The 16,821-nt window shown below is 68.0% G+C and carries 19 protein-coding genes; 13 read left to right on the top strand and 6 right to left on the bottom strand.

The annotated features are described in order from the left end of the window. Positions 1-110 precede the first annotated feature (110 nt). From pgsA to GWI72_RS01400, 4 genes are all read left to right on the top strand, one after another. The gene (gene pgsA, locus GWI72_RS01415) at positions 111-683 is read left to right on the top strand and encodes a CDP-diacylglycerol--glycerol-3-phosphate 3-phosphatidyltransferase (protein WP_161675062.1); all 573 of its coding nucleotides are present in this window, start codon (positions 111-113) and stop codon (positions 681-683) included. A gap of 91 nt (positions 684-774) precedes the next feature. Beyond that, positions 775-1,026 (top strand): molybdopterin converting factor subunit 1, encoded by a 252-nt coding sequence (gene moaD / locus GWI72_RS01410; protein ID WP_161675060.1) that lies wholly within the window; start codon positions 775-777, stop codon positions 1,024-1,026. Between the two features lies 1 nt (position 1,027). After that, a complete protein-coding gene (locus GWI72_RS01405; RefSeq protein WP_348272629.1) occupies positions 1,028-1,519 on the top strand; it encodes a molybdenum cofactor biosynthesis protein MoaE in 492 nt (163 codons plus the stop codon). 127 nt (positions 1,520-1,646) lie between these two features. Next, a complete protein-coding gene (locus tag GWI72_RS01400) occupies positions 1,647-2,906 on the top strand; it encodes a multidrug effflux MFS transporter (RefSeq protein WP_161707681.1) in 1,260 nt (419 codons plus the stop codon). Between the two features lie 67 nt (positions 2,907-2,973). On the opposite strand, the gene GWI72_RS01395 is transcribed toward GWI72_RS01400, so the two are convergent. Next, on the bottom strand, positions 2,974-3,873 hold the full coding sequence (locus GWI72_RS01395) for a branched-chain amino acid aminotransferase (RefSeq protein WP_161707680.1): 900 nt from the start codon (positions 3,871-3,873) through the stop codon (positions 2,974-2,976). Between the two features lie 285 nt (positions 3,874-4,158). Between GWI72_RS01395 and GWI72_RS01390 the strand changes: the two genes are divergently transcribed. The 3 genes from GWI72_RS01390 to GWI72_RS01380 all read left to right on the top strand — a co-directional run bounded on the left by GWI72_RS01390 (position 4,159) and on the right by GWI72_RS01380 (position 6,890). Continuing rightward, a complete protein-coding gene (locus GWI72_RS01390; RefSeq protein WP_161707679.1) occupies positions 4,159-4,746 on the top strand; it encodes a MarR family winged helix-turn-helix transcriptional regulator in 588 nt (195 codons plus the stop codon). Positions 4,747-4,750: 4 nt separating this feature from the next. Further along, the gene (locus GWI72_RS01385) at positions 4,751-5,446 is read left to right on the top strand and encodes a response regulator (protein ID WP_161675052.1); all 696 of its coding nucleotides are present in this window, start codon (positions 4,751-4,753) and stop codon (positions 5,444-5,446) included. 151 nt (positions 5,447-5,597) lie between these two features. After that, positions 5,598-6,890 carry an ATP-binding protein gene (locus tag GWI72_RS01380; protein WP_161676083.1) on the top strand — a complete coding sequence of 431 codons (1,293 nt, stop codon included), beginning with the start codon at positions 5,598-5,600 and terminating at the stop codon, positions 6,888-6,890. 29 nt (positions 6,891-6,919) lie between these two features. On the opposite strand, the gene GWI72_RS01375 is transcribed toward GWI72_RS01380, so the two are convergent. The 5 genes from GWI72_RS01375 to GWI72_RS01355 form a co-directional block, all read right to left on the bottom strand. Further along, a complete protein-coding gene (locus GWI72_RS01375) occupies positions 6,920-7,285 on the bottom strand; it encodes a tRNA-binding protein (protein WP_161675050.1) in 366 nt (121 codons plus the stop codon). Between the two features lie 74 nt (positions 7,286-7,359). Continuing rightward, positions 7,360-8,091, bottom strand: a complete 732-nt coding sequence (locus GWI72_RS01370; RefSeq protein WP_161707678.1) for a TetR/AcrR family transcriptional regulator — start codon at positions 8,089-8,091, stop codon at positions 7,360-7,362. Between the two features lie 201 nt (positions 8,092-8,292). Beyond that, positions 8,293-9,111, bottom strand: coding sequence for a pyrroline-5-carboxylate reductase (proC, locus tag GWI72_RS01365; RefSeq protein ID WP_161707677.1), 819 nt, complete (start codon positions 9,109-9,111; stop codon positions 8,293-8,295). Then, positions 9,108-9,608 carry a type III secretion system chaperone family protein gene (locus GWI72_RS01360; RefSeq protein ID WP_161675044.1) on the bottom strand — a complete coding sequence of 167 codons (501 nt, stop codon included), beginning with the start codon at positions 9,606-9,608 and terminating at the stop codon, positions 9,108-9,110. The genes proC and GWI72_RS01360 overlap by 4 nt, the downstream gene beginning before the upstream one ends. Before the next feature lie 371 nt (positions 9,609-9,979). Continuing rightward, positions 9,980-10,273, bottom strand: coding sequence for an accessory factor UbiK family protein (locus GWI72_RS01355; protein WP_161675042.1), 294 nt, complete (start codon positions 10,271-10,273; stop codon positions 9,980-9,982). Positions 10,274-10,452: 179 nt separating this feature from the next. On the opposite strand from GWI72_RS01355, the gene lgt reads away from it, so the two are divergent. The 6 genes from lgt (at position 10,453) to GWI72_RS01325 (ending at position 16,479) form a co-directional block, all read left to right on the top strand. Continuing rightward, positions 10,453-11,277 (top strand): prolipoprotein diacylglyceryl transferase, encoded by an 825-nt coding sequence (gene lgt / locus GWI72_RS01350; protein ID WP_161675040.1) that lies wholly within the window; start codon positions 10,453-10,455, stop codon positions 11,275-11,277. After that, positions 11,274-12,410, top strand: a complete 1,137-nt coding sequence (locus tag GWI72_RS01345) for a class I SAM-dependent methyltransferase (protein WP_161707676.1) — start codon at positions 11,274-11,276, stop codon at positions 12,408-12,410. Before lgt ends, GWI72_RS01345 begins: the two co-directional genes overlap by 4 nt. A gap of 261 nt (positions 12,411-12,671) precedes the next feature. Next, on the top strand, positions 12,672-13,442 hold the full coding sequence (gene pgeF / locus GWI72_RS01340; protein ID WP_161675036.1) for a peptidoglycan editing factor PgeF: 771 nt from the start codon (positions 12,672-12,674) through the stop codon (positions 13,440-13,442). A gap of 3 nt (positions 13,443-13,445) precedes the next feature. Beyond that, the gene (locus tag GWI72_RS01335) at positions 13,446-14,603 is read left to right on the top strand and encodes a M24 family metallopeptidase (protein ID WP_161675034.1); all 1,158 of its coding nucleotides are present in this window, start codon (positions 13,446-13,448) and stop codon (positions 14,601-14,603) included. An 83-nt stretch (positions 14,604-14,686) separates the two neighbouring features. Further along, entirely contained in the window at positions 14,687-15,262 is a 576-nt protein-coding gene (locus tag GWI72_RS01330; protein ID WP_161675032.1) for a hypothetical protein, read from the top strand. A gap of 284 nt (positions 15,263-15,546) precedes the next feature. After that, on the top strand, positions 15,547-16,479 hold the full coding sequence (locus GWI72_RS01325; protein WP_161675030.1) for a ribose-phosphate pyrophosphokinase: 933 nt from the start codon (positions 15,547-15,549) through the stop codon (positions 16,477-16,479). The last annotated feature ends 342 nt before the right edge of the window (positions 16,480-16,821 follow it).

Raw genomic sequence — 16,821 nt, 5'->3', positions numbered from 1 at the left:
GCACCAGTTGCGGCCACGGGGCCTCTGCCCCGCTGCATGCGTTGACACCCCTGCCCGCGCATGCTTGTGTCCCCCCGAAATGTCCCTGCCCTCGCAGCCACAGATCCTTCATGGCCCGTAATGTCGTCCTGAGCCTGCCGAACATCCTGACCTACGCACGGATACTCGCGATTCCGGGCGTGGTGGCATGCTTCTATTTCGACGGCACCACGCCGCGCTGGATCGCCCTGTCGATCTTCATCGCGGCCGCCGTCACCGATTTCTTCGACGGCTACCTGGCCCGGGCCTGGCAGCAGCAATCCGCACTGGGGCGCATGCTGGACCCGATCGCCGACAAGCTGCTCGTCGCCGTCTGCCTCCTCCTGCTGGTGGACAAGGGCGACATTGCCGGCTGGTCGCTGATCGCCGCCATCATCATCCTGTGCCGCGAGATCCTGGTGTCGGGACTGCGCGAATTCCTCGCCGAACTGCGCGTCAGCGTGCCGGTGACCAAGCTCGCCAAGTGGAAAACGACGGTGCAGCTCGTGGCCGTCGCCCTGCTGGTCGCCGGACCGGCCGGTGAGACAATCCTGCCCGGCACGATGCTCGCGGGCTTGATCGCCCTCTGGATTGCGGCAATGCTGACGCTCTACACCGGTTACGATTACTTCCGGGCCGGAATCGGACATCTGATCGAGGAGTGATCCCGGCACACCGTCCGGGGCCCGGGCGCCGCGTCACGGAGGTCGGTGCAGCAACGGGACCGGCGCGCGACTGGCACGAGGCACGACACGCATGCTCATCCGCTATTTCGCCTGGGTTCGGGAACGCGTCGGCCTTGACCGCGAAGAGGTCGAGCTGCCGCCGACCGTCGTCACCGTGGCCGACGTGATCACCTGGCTGCAGACCGTGGACGACGCCCACGGCCATGCCTTCGAGGATCCGGAGGTCATCCGCGCGGCGCTTGACCAGGTGCATGTGGAACCCGACACCCCGATCGGCGCAGCGCGGGAGATCGCATTCTTCCCGCCGATGACGGGGGGCTGATGTGAGCGCACCCGTGTCACAACAGGCCTCCGGCGACCAGCCGCTTTTGAGCGTGCGCGTCCAGGCCGAGGATTTCGATCCCGCCGAGGCCGGAGCCCTGCTCACCCGGGGCCGCCGGGATGTCGGGGCCCTGGTCACCTTCACCGGACTGTGCCGTGACGAACAGGGCCGCCTTGCCGCCCTTGAACTCGAGCATTTTCCGGGCATGGCCGAGGAGCAGCTGACCCGGATCGCCGAAGAGGCGCTGGCCCGCTGGCCGCTGACGGGGCTGGTCGTGATCCACCGCCACGGGCGGATCGCGCCGGGCGCCAACATCGTCCTGGTCGCCGCCGCCTCCTCGCACCGGCAGGCAGCCTTCGAGGCCGCAGATTTTCTCATGGACTACCTGAAGTCGCGCGCCCCCTTCTGGAAAAAGGAAATCCTGGCGGACGGCTCGTCGGGCAGCTGGGTGGCCGCCAGGCAGACGGACGAGGACCGCCTCACGCGCTGGTGAGCCGCAGGAGGCGGAACGGGTCTTGACCTCGCCCCATTTCTGACCGACTGGTTGGTCTTCCCGGTCCGCCCTCTCCCTCCCTCCGCGAACCGCCCGTCTTCTGCCGCAAGGCTCCTGAGGTTATCCGATGTCAGACACGGCCCGGCCCGACGGCCCGGACGCACGGCCGCATCCCGGCCTGTCCTTCCTCGAATTCGTGATCATGGTCGCGGCGCTGATGGCGCTGAACGCGCTGGCCATGGACATCATGCTGCCCGCCCTGCCCGACATCGGCGACGCGCTGCAGATCGCCCACGAGAACGACCGCCAGCAGATCCTGATCGCCTATCTGGTCGGCTTCGGTGGCGCGCAGCTGCTGTTCGGACCGCTGACGGACCGGTTCGGACGGCGGAGCATCATCCTCGGCAGCCTCGGCCTCTATGCCGCCGCAAGCCTCTACGCCCTGATCGGACAGTCGCTCGACGAGCTGCTCGTGGCACGGCTGCTCCAGGGCATCGGCTGCGCCGGCACCCGCGTGGTTGCCGTCTCGGTGGTCCGCGACTGCTATGCGGGGCGCCGGATGAGCCAGGTCATGTCGCTGGTGATGATGATCTTCATGGCGGTGCCGATCGTGGCACCGTCGATCGGCCAGGCGATCCTGCTGGTCGCGGACTGGCACTGGATCTTCAGCACGCTGCTGATCGCCGGCGTGGTCATGCTGCTGTGGACCGGGCTGCGGCTGCCGGAGACCTTGCCGGCGGAGCGTCGGCGGCCGCTGGAGCTGCGGCCGGTGCTGCGCTCCTATGCGCGCGTTCTCACCAATCGCCTGAGCCTTGGCTACACGCTGGCCACCACCTCGATCTTCGGCGCGCTGTTTTCCTTCATCTCGATGGCACAGCAGATCTTCGTCGACATCTTCGGCCTTGGCGTCTGGTTTCCCGTCGTCTTCGCCGGGGTCGCCATCACCATGGCCTGCGCCTCGTTCCTGAACTCGCGTCTGGTGATCGCCATCGGCATGCGCCGGCTGTCCCACGCCGCGGTCCTGATGTTCATCGCCTTCGGCCTGCTGCAATGCCTGATGCAGGCGACGGGCGTGCAGGATGTGTGGCTGTTCACGGCCTGCATGGCGGTCAACATGGCCTGTTTCGGCTTCATGGGCGGAAACTTCAATTCCATGTCGATGGAGCCGCTGGGGGACATCGCCGGCACCGCCTCCTCGGTGATCGGCTTTGTCACCACGCTCGGCGGCGCCATCCTGGGCTTCCTCGTCGGGCAGCAGTTTGACGGCACCCTGTGGCCGATCGCGCTCGCCTGTGCCGGCTATGGCACGCTGGGGCTCGGCTTCGTGCTGCTGGCCGAACGCGGCAAGCTGTTCCAGACGCAGCACGCCCCCGCGCCCCGGCCCTGAGCCGCCTGTCGGCGCTGCCCCGGCCGGAGCCTGCCTTCCCGCCGGTCGGGGAAAGCAGGCGCACAGGTCACTCGGCCGCGTTCAGCTGGTCCGCCTGCCCTCGCACCAACGCGTCGTAGTCGCGCAGCAGGGTGGTGGTGATGTCGCCAACGGTGAAGCTGTAGGGCCCGATCTCGGACACCGGCGTCACCTCGGCGGCGGTTCCGGTCAGGAAGCACTGCTCGAAGCCGCCAAGTTCCTCCGGCAGGATCACCCGCTCGATCACCTCGAACCCGCGCGCCCGCGCCAGCCCGATGACGGTCCGCCGGGTGATGCCATCGAGGAAGCAGTCCGGTTTCGGCGTGTGGATCCGTCCGTCCTGAACGAAGAAGACATTGGCCCCGGTCGCCTCGGCCACCTGTCCGCGCCAGTCGAGCATCAGCGCGTCTGCATAGCCCTTGTTCTCGGCCTCGTGCTTGGACAGGGTGCAGATCATGTAGAGCCCGGCGGCCTTGGACTTGTAGGGCGCGGTCGCCGGGTCGGGGCGGCGATACTTCGCCATGTCGAGGCGGATGCCCTTCAGCTTCTCTTCCGGCTTGAAGTAGCTCGGCCACTCCCAGGCCGCGATGGCGAGATGGATGGTGTTGTGCCGGGCCGACACGCCCATCATCTCGCTGCCGCGCCAGGCAACCGGGCGCAGATAGGCATCAACCAGGTTCATCCGCCGCAGAAGCTCTTCCTTCGCCGTATTGATGGTCGCGCTGTCGAAGGGGATCCTGAACCCCAGCATGTCCGCCGAGGCATGCAGACGCTCGGTGTGCTCCTCGCTCTTGAAGATCCGCCCGCCATAGGCGCGCTCGCCTTCAAAGACGGAGCTGGCATAATGCAGGCCGTGGGTGAGGACATGCAGCTTGGCCTCGCTCCAGGGCACGAACACGCCATCGTACCAGATGACACCGTCTCGCTGATCAAAGGGAACTGCTGCCATGATTTCCTCTCTCCCGCGCAGTCTTGCGCCTGTTCCGGTCCACGTCGCCGGTTCGGACCGCAGAGGGGACCGGCCAACGGGAACGGCAGTTTTGCACCGTGGCGTAACAATCGGTATCCTGAAGTGACAGGACGATCCCGCCGGATTCTCCTAATGAACCGCAGAGGCCGGAAGGAGCAGGGTCGGACCCTCTGATGATCCGGATCTCGGCACGATCCTTTCGCCCGAGTGGTGAAACTGGTAACAATCGATCAAAATTAAGTCAATATGGCTGACATAAATTTCATGACCTCCACCAGTTTCGATCCCTCGGTCCCGCCGCGCAAGCCGGGGGCAGGCCGCGCGGACACGCCTCCGCCGGGCGAGGCAGCCCCGCCCTATGATCTCATCGAACTGCTGTTCTTTGCCTACCGCGACTTCACCGCCGATCCGGATACGGTCCTGGCGGATTTCGATTTCGGCCGGGCGCACCACAGGGTCCTGCATTTCGTCGACCGGAATCCCGGCATCCGCGTGACCGACCTGCTGGCAATCCTGCGCATCACCAAGCAGAGCCTTGGCCGGGTGCTGAAGCAGCTGGTGGACGAGGGCTACATCGACCAGCGCCCCGGCCCCCAGGACCGACGCCAGCGGCTGCTGCACACCACCGAGAAGGGAGAGGTGCTGGCGCGCAAGCTGGCGGCCATGCAGGCGCTGCGGATCGACGATGCGGTTGCGGCCCTGCCGGAGGGCGGTGCCGACGTGGTGCGCCGGTTCCTCTACCAGATGATCGACGCGGATCTGCGCCCGGATGTCGGTCGCATGCTCGGAGCCACGGCCCTGCTGCGGGTCGAGGGCCCGGCGGGCCGGCGGAGCGACAACAGCGAGACCTGAGCCCATGCCCAAGGCCCCCGACGACAACGCCCCTCACCTGCTGCTCGTGGACGATGACAGCCGCATCCGCGACCTCCTGGGGCGCGTGCTGCGCGAGGACGGCTACCGCGTGACGACGGCAGCCAATGCGGCCGAGGCCCGCCGCTGCCTCGCCGGGCTCGACTTCGACCTGCTGATTCTCGACATCATGATGCCCGGCGAGAGCGGCCTTGATCTCGCCGCCTCCCTCCGCCGCGAGACGGCCGTGCCGATCCTGATGCTGACGGCACGCTCGGAGGCCGAGGACAGGATCGCCGGGCTTGAGGCCGGCGCGGATGACTATCTGCCCAAGCCCTTCGAGCCGCGCGAACTCATGCTGCGGATTGCGGCCATCCTGCGTCGCGGCGGCCCGCGGCGCAGCGAACGCCCGGCCGAGGTACGCTTCGGCCCCTTCACCTATCAGCCCGAACGCGGGGAACTGAAGCGCGGCGACGACCTCATCCGCCTGACCGACCGGGAGAAGCAGATCCTGAACATCTTCGCCGACCAGCCCGGCGCGACCGTGCCGCGGCACAAGATCGTCGGTGACGACAGCGGGCTCGGCGAACGGACGGTGGACGTGCAGATCAACCGGCTGCGGCGCAAGATCGAGGACGATCCGGCCAATCCGATCTACCTGCAGACGGTGCGCGGGATCGGCTACAGGCTTGCCTGTGACTGAGCCCCCGACCCCGGATCCCGCGGCCACGAACCAGACCGCCGAGCGCAGCCCGGACCGGCCCCGCCCGACCGGCGTCGTGGGACGGCTTCTCGACCTGTTCGACATCGCGGCAGCCCCCTACCGCCTCCTGGCCGGAGGGCTCTACCGCTTCATGCCGAAGGGGCTCTACACCCGGGCGCTGCTGATCATCGTGGTGCCGATGGTCGTGCTGCAGTCGGTCCTTGCCTTCGTCTTCATGGAGCGGCACTACCAGCTCGTCACCAACCGCCTGTCCGAGGCTGTGGTCCGCGAGATCGCGGCCGTCGTCTACGTGCTGGAGAACTATCCCCAGGACACCGGCTACCGGCTGATCGAGGAAATGGGCAGCCGTGCCCTCGACATGACCGTCACCGTGCTGCCGCCCGAACCGCTGCCGCCACCACGCCCGAAGCCCTATTTCGACCTGATCGACCACAACCTCAGCCGGGAGATTTCCGAGCGCATCGGCAAGCCCTTCTGGATCGACACGATCGGGCGCTCGCGCTTCGTCGAGGTGCGCATCCAGCTCCGCGACAAGGTGCTGCGGGTCGTGACCCGACGCAGCCAGACCTATGCCTCGAACTCCCATATCTTCCTGGTCTGGATGATCTGCACGTCGCTGGTGCTGATTGTCATCGCCATGATTTTCCTGCGAAACCAGATCCGGCCGATCGAGCGGCTGGCCAATGCGGCCGAGAGCTTCGGCAAGGGCCGGCCGATGGAAACCTTCCGTCCGAGCGGTGCCCGCGAGGTTCGCCGCGCCGCCCAGGCCTTCATCGAGATGCGGCGGCGCATCGAGCGGCAACTGGAGCAGCGCACGACCATGCTGGCCGGCGTCAGCCACGACCTGCGGACGATCCTGACGCGCTTCCGCCTGCAGCTGGCGCTGTTCGGCGACACGCCCGAAACCGCCGGCATGAAGCGGGACGTCAATGAGATGAACCACATGCTGGAGGACTATCTTGCCTTCGCGCGTGGCGACAGCGGCGAGGCGGTCGTGGCGACGGACATGTCGCTGATGCTGGAAGAGCTTGAAGAAGAAGCCGAAATCATCGGCGCGACGGCGCGCTCGACCTTCACCGGCGAGCCGGATGTGCAGCTGCGTCGCAATGCCGTGAAGCGGTCGCTGATGAACCTTGTCACCAACGCCGCGCGCCACAGCACCAACGTCACCATCACCGGCCGCCACGCCGACGGCTGGCTGACCGTCACCATCGACGATGATGGTCCGGGCATCCCGCCGGAGGAGCGCGAGAACGTCTTCCGTCCGTTCTACCGGCTCGACGAGGCGCGCAACCAGGACGAGGGCGGAAGCGGCCTCGGGCTTGCGATTGCCCGCGACATCGCCCGCAGCCATGGCGGCGACATCCAGCTCGAGGACAGCCCGCAAGGCGGCCTCAGGGCCCGCTTCCGGATCCCCGGCTGATCTGCCAGCCTGTTGATTTCAAAAATGTTTCAGTAAAGCCGGCCGCCGAGAGGAACGTCCTGGTCCGGCGCGATCAGCACCACCTCGCCGGCCTCGTCCGGCACGCCGAGCGTCAGAACCTCGGACATCACCGGCCCGATCTGGCGCGGCGGGAAGTTGACCACGGCCAGCACGCGACGCCCGATCAGGGCCTCGGGCGTGTAGTGTCTGGTGATCTGGGCCGACGAGCGCTTCACGCCGATCTCGGGACCGAAATCGATGCGCAGCTTGAAGGCCGGCTTGCGGGCTTCGGGGAAGGGTTCGGCCTCGACAATCCGGCCGACGCGAATGTCGACCTTGAGGAAGTCATCGAAGCCGATCTGGCCCTGGGGGGCAGAGGCGGAAGGGGCAGACATGTCAGGAACCCTTTGAATGGACAGGACCGTCACCGTGCCGGTCGCGTCGGGCAAAGACAAGTGTCTTCCGCTGCTTAAGCGCCGGGAGCGGCGGCGCCGGAGCCATTTTCCGACAGGTCGTCGGCCGCATCCTCCTGACGCCGCGCGCGCCGCCGGGAGCGACGTTCGGCCAGCCGGCACAGCCCTTTCATCAGCGGCCGGGCCGCCCGCTCGGCCCCGTCCAGCCGGTCCATCCACACCTCGCCCTTGTCGAGCGCCCGGTCGAGCGCGGCCATGGTGCGGGGCAGGCCGGGATCGTCCTCGTCCAGGAAGACGTCGACGACCCGCGCGAAGGAGATTGCCAGTCCCTGCAAGACGAGAGCGCCCTTGAACCCGGGGATCGAAATGCCGGCGGCACTCAGCATCCAGCCCTGCGACCGCAGGGCGATGCCGTTCAGAGCCAGGGCCAGGGCCGGGTCGCGACGGACGGAAGACCTGAGACTTTTCAAACCCTTGCGGTAAGAGCCGAGCATGTCGAGGCGTGACATCAGCACGTCGAACAGCCGGTCCCGCGGCGGCTGGTCGCCCATGTCCTCGTCGAGATCATCGAGCACCTTGCGGTCGATCCGGGCCGCGAAGGCCTCGAGGATGTCCATCCGCGACGACACGGCAAGGCGCAGGTCGCCGAGGCTCATGCCGGCTTCCCGGGCCACCTCGGGCAGCGTTATGTCCTTGAAATCCCGGGTTTCGAGCAGACGGAACAAGGTGTCCACGGCCTGCTCGCGCAGGTCCGGGGCGGTGGGCTTGGCAGATTTTGCAGCAGACATCGGCGCGTCTCCCGACCGGAACCAACAGGACTGTCTGCCGGTGAATGTAGGGGGGCGACCGCCAAAAGGCAAAGAGGGCCCCCCCCGGGACGGGTGCCAAGCCCGGCACGGACCGGGCCACGCAGAGCCGTCGACGGGGCCTCGACAAACGCAGGCCCCGCCCCGACACTTTCAGGTCAAAGACCGACAAAACGGGAGAATTCAGCCCGCCAGCTCGCGCGCCCGCTGCGCCGCAGCCGAAACGGCCGCATCCATCAGCGGCTGCAGCCCGTCCGGCGCCATCAGCACCGAGAGGGCCGCGGCCGTCGTCCCGTTCGGGGAGGTGACGTTCTGCCGCAGCACCGCCGGGGTGTCATCCGAGCGGAACAGCAGCTCCCCCGCGCCCGAGACGGTCGCCTCGGCGAGACGGGCGGCCAGGTCCGCCGGCAGACCTGCCTTGCGGCCAGCCTCGGCCAGACACTCGGCCATCAGGAAGACATAGGCCGGGCCGGAGCCGGAGACGGCGGTGACCAGATCGATCTGGTCCTCCGAGGTCAGCCACTCGACGCTGCCCACGGCCGAGAGCAGCTCGGCCACCATGGCGCGGTCGGGGTCGGAGACGGCCGGCGTCGGGAACAGGGCAGTCACGCCCCGGCCGACCATCGCCGGGGTGTTGGGCATCGCGCGGATGATCGGCACCGGCCCGAAGGCAGCCTCGAAGGCGCGGACCGGCGTGCCGGCGGCGACGGAGAGAACGAGGGTGTCCGGGGCAACGGCCGGAGCAAGCCCCGGCAGCACCGATCCCATGATCTGCGGCTTGACGGCGATGAGAACGAGAGCAGCCCGCGTTCCGGCGGGGACGACCGGCGCATGGACAATGCCGTGCTGCGCCAGGAACGCCTTCAGGTCATCGGACGGATTGGGGTCGACGACCAGCAGGCTGGCCGCGTCGATGCCCCGGGAGAGCCAGCCCGCGAGCATGGCTCCGCCCATCTTGCCGGCCCCGACGATGACGAAGGGGCGCTCCCTGGAAAACCTCATGCTTCTCCCGCTGTGTCAAAAAGGGCGGTCGCCACCGCCTCGGATGCGCTCTTGCCAGCCCAGAGAACGAACTGGAAGGACTGATAATAGCGTTCGCAGGACTCCAGCGCATTGGCGAGCATCGCCTCGATCTGCGCGCTGGTGGCCTCCGCCCCGCCGGCCAGCAGCAGCGACTGGCGGTACATGACCATGGACTCCCGGCTCCACAGGTCGAAGTGACCGAGCCACATCTGCTCGTTGATCAGCGCCAGCAGGCGGACGATCTCGGTCTTGCGCGGCTCCGTCACCTTCAGGTCGAAGGCACAGGCCAGATGCAGCGCCTCCAGCTCCTCCATCCAGGTGAAGGAGACGTGGTAGTCGCACCAGGTGCCTCCGATGGAGATGGAGATCTCGTCCTCGCCGGACCGCTCGAAGGCCCAGTCGTTCAGCGCGGCAACATGTTCGATGGTGTCGACGGGATTGGCGGGACGCTCGTATTCGAACTCGATGAGGCTCATGGCGATCCTCTCCGTTGCGGGCCGCCGAGCCGGGGCAGGACGCCACCGGACCAGCAGGTCAGTCCCATGAAACGCAGGGCACCAGAGCGGCATCTTCGGCCCTTAACCGGCGCGTGGACGAATCCCTGTGTTGAATCAGAATATAAGGTTCCTTCGCAATTGCAGTACAAAAGCGCCGGACCGTTCCGATCAATTCTTGTGGACGAGCCTTGCAGCCCGTCGGGGCAGGACGAGGACCGGGAGACCGGACAACCGCCCCCTCGGCACCAACCCTAGCACAGGGTCCCTGCCGTCCGCGACCTCGCGGCACTGCCGACCGGATGCCCGCAACGGACAGGCGCAAACCCCGGCCAGCCCGCGCGCCGGCCGGCTTACTCGTCGGCCGTCCTGGTCTTGCGCGCCGGCTTGGCCGCCGTCTCGGCGAGACGGGCTTCCAGCTCGGCGACGCGGGCTTCGAGCGCCTCGACCCGGTCCAGGGCGCGCACGGCCATGTCGCGGGCGACGTCGAAGTCCTCGCGCTTGACGATGTCCATGTCGGACAGGAAGCGTTCGGCCTGGGCACGGAAGGCCGTCTCCACCTCGCGGCGGGCCCCCTGCGCGACGCCGGCGGCATCGGTCATCAGCTTTGCGAATTCGTCGAGAAACCTGTTCGGGCCCTGGTTCATGACACGCTCCTGTCGGCTGGAGCCGCAAGGGAGGCGCGGCCCGCTTGCACACACCTATTGACCTTTTGCGCCAACTTCAAGGTGAGCGCGCCGCGACTTGACGCCCGCCGGCGAATGCGCAAGGTCTCACACGGCCGCGCCCCGGCACAAAAGGCAGCCCGGACCCGTGAGGATGACCGATGACCCCCCTGCTCGCCCTGCCCTTCCCGGCCATTGATCCGGTGCTGATCGAAGTCGGCCCCATCGCCATCCGCTGGTATGCGCTGGCCTATATCGCCGGCATCCTGCTTGCCTGGCGCTACATGGTGCAGGTGGTGCGCAAGGACGCCCTGTGGGGCGGCACGCCCCGGCCGACGCCGCTCGACATCGACGATTTCGTCGTCTGGGCAACGCTCGGCATCGTCGCCGGCGGGCGTCTCGGCTATGTCCTGTTCTACAATCCGGCCTATTATCTCCAGAACCCGCTCGAGATCTTCGCGATCTGGACCGGCGGCATGTCCTTTCACGGCGGCTTTGCCGGCACGGTCCTGGCCATGGTGCTCTACGCAAGGGCACGCGGCCTCACTGTCTGGACCCTGTTCGACCTGGCCGGCATCGCCGCGCCCATCGGCCTTTTCTTCGGCCGGATCGCCAACTTCATCAACAGCGAGCTGTGGGGACGCCTGAGCGATGCCCCCTGGGCCGTCGTCTTTCCGAACGGCGGCCCGTTCCCGCGCCATCCGAGCCAGCTCTACGAGGCGGCGCTGGAGGGGATCGTGCTGTTTCTGGTCCTGCGGCTCCTGTCGCACCGCTCGCATCTCCTGCAGAAGCCGGGCTTCCTCGCCGGTGCCTTTGCCGCCGGCTACGGCGTCGGGCGCTCGATTGCCGAGCTTTTCCGCGAGCCCGACGCCCACATCGGCTTCCTCGCCGGCAGCCTGACCATGGGCATGCTTCTGTCGGTGCCGATGATCCTGGCCGGCGTGGCCCTGATGGTGTGGTCGGCCCGCCGGGCACCCGCCGCATGAGCGAAAACCGGCTGAAGGCGCGGCTTGAAGACCGGATCCGGCTGACCGGGCCGATGAGTGTCGCCGACTACATGACCGCCTGTCTCGCAGACCCGCAGGACGGCTATTACACGACCAGCCCGGAGCCCTTCGGCCGCGACGGCGACTTCATCACGGCGCCCGAGGTGAGCCAGATGTTCGGCGAGCTGATCGGCGGCTGGGTGCTGGCGACCTGGATCGCCATGGGCACGCCCGATCCGGTGCATCTCGTCGAGCTGGGGCCCGGACGCGGCACGCTGATGGCGGACCTGCTGCGGACCGCGAGGCTGCGCCCGGCGTTTCTGGCGGCCGTGCGCGTCCACCTCGTCGAGGTGAGCCCGCGACTGCGCGCAAGGCAGGCCGACACGCTCGCCCCCCTGATCGCGCCCCTGAGCGGTACCCTGACAGGTTCCGGCATGGCTGCCGTTACCTGGCACGACCGCCTCGCCGAGGTTCCGGCAGGACCGACGATCCTGATCGCCAACGAGTTCTTCGACGCCTTGCCGATCCGGCAGTACCAGAAGACCCCGGCAGGCTGGCGCGAGCGCGTGGTCGGGCTGGATGCGACCGGTGCCCTGACCTTTGGCGTTGGCGGGGCGGCGCTGGCGGAGGACGTCGTCCCGACCGGCGCCAGGGACGCAGCGCCCGGGGCCATCCTCGAAGTGTCGCCGGCGAGCCTCGCCGTCGCCCAGGAACTGGCCGGCCGCCTGGTCAGCGACGGCGGCGCGGCCCTGCTGATCGACTACGGGCACCTGCGCTCCGCGCCGGGCGACACGCTGCAGGCGCTTTCGCGCCATGCCTTTGCCGATCCGCTGGCCGAACCGGGCAAGGCAGACCTGACGGCGCATGTGGATTTCGAGGCCCTGGCGCGGGCGGCGACACACGCCGGGGCGGAGGCCCTGGCGCCGCTGACGCAAGGCGAATTCCTGCTGCGGCTCGGCCTGCTGGAGCGGGCCGGGCAGCTGGGCGCGGGCAAGGACGCCGCCACGCAGGAAAGGCTGCGCGGCGAGGTCGAGCGGCTGGCCGCGCCGGACCAGATGGGCGAGCTGTTCAAGGTGCTTGCCCTTGCAGCGCCGGGTCTGGTTCCGCCGGGCTTCGAGCGGCGGGGGAAATGAGGGGGATCAAGGCGGGGCTGCCACGGACGCTGGCGGTTGATGGTCCTTGCAGGGTGAAAGGAGACAACGTCTTCGGCTTTGGCGGGGGGTGGCTCAGCTCCCCCCACCCCCGAACCCTTTCCTGGCCGTGCCACGGGAACAAATCCCGGACGCCCGGACTTACAGGATCAGGTTGAAGCGGACTGCCGGCTTCAGAGATTTGACAGGCCCGGACAAGCGCCGCAGGATCGGCGCGCCGGGAGCGACCAGCGGAGAGAGCGCATGATCACGTCTGACCTTCTCGACCAGCCCGGGGTCCTGCGGCACGGGTTCTTCACCCGGCAGGGCGGCGTGTCCGGGGGGATCTACGAGAGCCTGAACATCGGTCTGGGCTCCGACGACGACCGGGCCCATGTGCTGGAAAACCGGGCGCGGATTGCCGGGAAGCTGGCGGTTGCGCCGGAGCGGCTGGTGTCGCCCTATCAGGTCCACTCCCCCGACGTGATCACCGTCGAGGCCCCGTTTGCGGCGGATGCCGACCGGCGGGCCGATGCGCTGGTGACCGCGACGCCCGGACTGGCGCTCGGCATCTCGACGGCAGACTGCGGACCGGTGCTGTTTGCCGACCTGCAAGCGCGGGTGATCGGCGCAGCCCATGCCGGCTGGCGCGGGGCGCTGACCGGGGTGCTCGACAACACGATTGCAGCGATGGAAGCGCTGGGGGCCGAGCGCGGCCGGATCCGGGCCGTTCTGGGGCCGACGATCTCGCGCGCCGCCTATGAAGTCGGCCCGGAGTTTCAGGCCCGGTTCCTGGAGGAGGCCGAAGGCAGCGGGGCCTTCTTCAGCCCGTCGCAGAAGCCTGGGCATTTCATGTTCGACCTGCCGGCCTTCATCCTCGCCCGGCTGACGGCGGCCGGCGTCGGGGCTGCGGAAAGCCTCGGCCTCTGCACCTATGCCGACGAGGAGCGGTTCTTTTCGTATCGCCGGACCACCCATCGCAAGGAACCGGACTACGGCCGGCTGATGTCGGCCATCGTCATTGAGGGAGCATGACGCATGGCGCTGCATTTTTCGGATGACGAGTTCGCGGCCCGCCGCGCCCGGCTGCAGGGACGGATGGGCGAGGAGAAACTTGATGCCATGCTGCTCTTCGCGCAGGAGAGCATGTACTGGCTGACCGGCTACGACACGTTCGGCTTCTGCTTCTTCCAGTGCCTGGTGGTGACGGCGGACGGGCGGCAGGTGCTGCTGACCCGCTCCGCTGACCAGCGGCAGGCGCGGCACACCTCCAACATCGCCGACGTGCGGATCTGGGTGGACCGGGGCGGGGCAAGCCCGGTGGCACAGCTGAAGGAGCTGCTGTTCGAGCTGGACCTGCTCGGTGCCAGGCTTGGCGTCGAGTATGACACCCATGGCATGACCGGCAAGATCGGCCGCGAGCTGGACGAGACGCTGCGCAGCTTTGCCGAGCTGCGCGACGCCTCGACCGTGATCCCGCGCCTGCGCGCCGTGAAGAGCCCGGCCGAGCTGGACTATGTCCGCGAGGCCGCGCGGCTCGCCGATGCGGCCTATCTGGCGGCGCTGGAGGAGATCCGCCCGGGGGCCGACGAGGGCCGCATCCTGGCCGTGCTGCAGGGCACGATCCTGGAAGGCGGCGGCGACTATCCGGGCAACGAGTTCATCATCGGCTCGGGCCGCGACGCGCTGCTGTGCCGCTACAAGGCCGGGCGGCGGCACCTGTCCGAGCGCGACCAGATCACGCTGGAATTCGCGGGCGCCTATCGCCACTACCATGCCGCCCTGATGCGCACGGTGATCGTCGGCGAACCGACACCCCGGCATGTCTACATGCACGAGGCCTGCCTGGCAGCCCTGTCCGCGGTGGAGACGAAGCTGGTGCCCGGCAGCACCTTCGGCGACATCTTCGACGCCCACGCCGAGGCGATGGACGCACGGGACCTCATGCCCCACCGGCTCAACGCCTGCGGCTATTCGCTGGGCGCCCGCTTCACGCCGAGCTGGATGGACTGGCCGATGGCCTATCGCGGCAACGAGGCGGGGGTGGAGCCGAACATGGTCATCTTCCTGCACATGATCCTCGCCGATTCGGCCAACGAGACGGCCATGACCCTCGGCCGCACCTATCTGACCACCGAGAGCGGACCTGTGCCCTTGTCGGCACTGCCTCTCGACCTTGCCGTCAAGGCAGGCTAAACCAAGCTGAAACAGGGTGTTTGCGCCGCAAGGCGTGCCGCTTGAGGACTGACCGGACCGCAACTCGCGACCCACGAGAAAAGATGACGACGACCTTGCCCGCTGCCGCGAAGCGCTTTGCTGCCGCCGCCCTTCTCCTTGCCGTCGCAGCCTGCGGCCCGACGCCCGAGCCGCCGCGCCCGGTGACGCCCCCTGCCCCCTCGACGGCCGCCCCGACCACGCCGGCTCCCTATGTGCCGGTGGAACAGGCCACCTTCGCCTTCGAGCCCTTCATCGGCGCACCCGGCAACGTCGCCGACGACCTGTCGCGCCAGATCGGCACCCGCGCCCGCGACGAGGGCCTGACCCTCGTGCGCCGCGCCGACCTCAGGGCGACCTTCCGCGTCAAGGGATACCTGTCGGCCTCCGGCTCTCCGGCCTCCTCGGCCGTGTTCTACGTCTTCGACGTGTTCGACGCCCATGGCCTGCGCGTGACGCGCCTGTCGGGCAGCGAACTGACGCAGGGCGTCAGCGGCGACCCGTGGCGCAGCGCCGACGCCGACACGCTGAAGCGCATCGCCGCGACCTCGGTCATGCAGCTGAAGGCCTGGCTGCTGAGCCGGCCGGCCCCGGCCGGCGCGGCCGCCACCGGGCAGGCCCCGCGCCCGCGCGCCGGCTGAACCGGCGCCGCATGGCCCCCGGATCAGGCCGCGGGCCCGTTGCTTAGCCGGTTCGGTTAGCCATAGCAGCAGGCAGGCGCAAAAAAACGAGGGTCTTGTGCACCTGCACGGTTGTCGGCGGAACGGGACGTTGTTACAACGCCGCCGCCGGCTGCCGGTTGCGGTGCCAGGCTGGCATGCCCTCCACGGGCATGCGACTTCGACGCGGACCATCGACGACAGAGGACGAGGACGCCGGATCGCGGACGGGCCTCGCAACGTCGCATCTAGAGGACTGGCGGCCCATGAAAATCGTCGCGGGCAATTCCAATCGCGCGCTCGCCGAAGAGATCTCCAAGTACCTCGATGTCCCGCTGGCGCATTGCCAGGTCCGGCGCTTCGCCGATCAGGAGGTCTTCGTCGAACTTCAGGAAAACGTGCGTGGCGAGGATGTCTTCGTGGTTCAGTCCACGAGCTATCCGGCCAATGACCACCTGATGGAACTCCTGATCATCATCGATGCGCTGCGCCGCTCCTCCGCGCGCCGCATCACCGCCGTGGTCCCCTATTTCGGCTATGCCCGCCAGGACCGCCGCGCCTCCGGCCGCACGCCGATCTCGGCCAAGCTGGTCGCCAACCTGATCACCGAAGCTGGTGCCGACCGCGTCCTGACGCTGGACCTGCACGCCGGCCAGATCCAGGGCTTCTTCGACATCCCGACCGACAACCTGTTCGCCGCCCCGGTGATGACCCGCGACATCAAGGAGCGTTACGCGACCGACAATGTCATGGTCGTCTCGCCGGACGTCGGCGGCGTGGTGCGCGCCCGCGCGCTGGCCAAGCGCATCGATGCGCCGCTCGCCATCGTCGACAAGCGCCGCGACCGGCCGGGCGAGTCGGAAGTCATGAACATCATCGGCACCGTCGACGGCAAGGACTGCATCCTGGTCGACGACATCGTCGACAGCGGCGGCACGCTGTGCAACGCCGCCGAGGCGCTGCTGAACAAGGGCGCGAAGTCGGTGACCGCCTACATCACCCACGGCGTCCTGTCCGGCGGTGCGGTGGCCCGCGTCTCCGCCTCGAAGCTGAAGGAACTGGTGATCACCAATTCCATCGAGCCGACCGCCGCCGTCATCGCCGCCGCCAACATCCGCACGATCTCGATCGCTCCGCTGATGGGCGAGGCGATCAACCGCACGGCGCTGGAAGAATCGGTGTCGAGCCTGTTCGACTGATCCGGACAGCTCCGGTTTTCGGCAAGGGGCGCCCGGTGGGCGCCTTCAGACTGCTGACAAACCTACTCACAGTCATCCCGGCCCAGCTGAGCGTCAGCGAAGCGCCGAGCCGGGATCCAGATATCAGCCGCGCGAAGCGCGACACACCTGTCGGTCGCAAGTCGTATCGAGTTGACTTGGTTTTGCGCTCGCATGCGCTCGCACAGACACGCTGGATTCCGGATCTGCGGTTCGCTGGACGCTCACCTTGTCCGGAATGACGGCAAACTGACGAAACTCCGAAGTTTGTCAGCAGTCTGGGGCGCCCGGTGGGCGCCTTTTGTGTTTGCGACAATCGGCGCG

The organism is Pannonibacter sp. XCT-53, from assembly GCF_009915765.1.
GTDB lineage: Bacteria > Pseudomonadota > Alphaproteobacteria > Rhizobiales > Stappiaceae > Pannonibacter > Pannonibacter tanglangensis.
Note: the sequence above shows the minus strand (reverse complement) of the source record. Positions and strands in the feature narration are given on the sequence as shown.

Coding starts and splice junctions, on each gene's coding strand:
- GWI72_RS01390 (WP_161707679.1), top strand. CDS start 4,159: ATGACCTCCACCAGTTTCGATCCCTCGGTCCCGCCGCGCAAGCCGGGG.
- GWI72_RS01360 (WP_161675044.1), bottom strand. CDS start 9,608: ATGAGCCTCATCGAGTTCGAATACGAGCGTCCCGCCAATCCCGTCGAC.
- GWI72_RS01395 (WP_161707680.1), bottom strand. CDS start 3,873: ATGGCAGCAGTTCCCTTTGATCAGCGAGACGGTGTCATCTGGTACGAT.
- GWI72_RS01370 (WP_161707678.1), bottom strand. CDS start 8,091: ATGTCTGCTGCAAAATCTGCCAAGCCCACCGCCCCGGACCTGCGCGAG.
- GWI72_RS01385 (WP_161675052.1), top strand. CDS start 4,751: ATGCCCAAGGCCCCCGACGACAACGCCCCTCACCTGCTGCTCGTGGAC.
- GWI72_RS01380 (WP_161676083.1), top strand. CDS start 5,598: ATGCCGAAGGGGCTCTACACCCGGGCGCTGCTGATCATCGTGGTGCCG.
- GWI72_RS01345 (WP_161707676.1), top strand. CDS start 11,274: ATGAGCGAAAACCGGCTGAAGGCGCGGCTTGAAGACCGGATCCGGCTG.
- GWI72_RS01325 (WP_161675030.1), top strand. CDS start 15,547: ATGAAAATCGTCGCGGGCAATTCCAATCGCGCGCTCGCCGAAGAGATC.
- GWI72_RS01375 (WP_161675050.1), bottom strand. CDS start 7,285: ATGTCTGCCCCTTCCGCCTCTGCCCCCCAGGGCCAGATCGGCTTCGAT.
- lgt (WP_161675040.1), top strand. CDS start 10,453: ATGACCCCCCTGCTCGCCCTGCCCTTCCCGGCCATTGATCCGGTGCTG.
- GWI72_RS01400 (WP_161707681.1), top strand. CDS start 1,647: ATGTCAGACACGGCCCGGCCCGACGGCCCGGACGCACGGCCGCATCCC.
- proC (WP_161707677.1), bottom strand. CDS start 9,111: ATGAGGTTTTCCAGGGAGCGCCCCTTCGTCATCGTCGGGGCCGGCAAG.
- GWI72_RS01335 (WP_161675034.1), top strand. CDS start 13,446: ATGGCGCTGCATTTTTCGGATGACGAGTTCGCGGCCCGCCGCGCCCGG.
- moaD (WP_161675060.1), top strand. CDS start 775: ATGCTCATCCGCTATTTCGCCTGGGTTCGGGAACGCGTCGGCCTTGAC.
- GWI72_RS01330 (WP_161675032.1), top strand. CDS start 14,687: ATGACGACGACCTTGCCCGCTGCCGCGAAGCGCTTTGCTGCCGCCGCC.
- pgsA (WP_161675062.1), top strand. CDS start 111: ATGGCCCGTAATGTCGTCCTGAGCCTGCCGAACATCCTGACCTACGCA.
- GWI72_RS01355 (WP_161675042.1), bottom strand. CDS start 10,273: ATGAACCAGGGCCCGAACAGGTTTCTCGACGAATTCGCAAAGCTGATG.
- pgeF (WP_161675036.1), top strand. CDS start 12,672: ATGATCACGTCTGACCTTCTCGACCAGCCCGGGGTCCTGCGGCACGGG.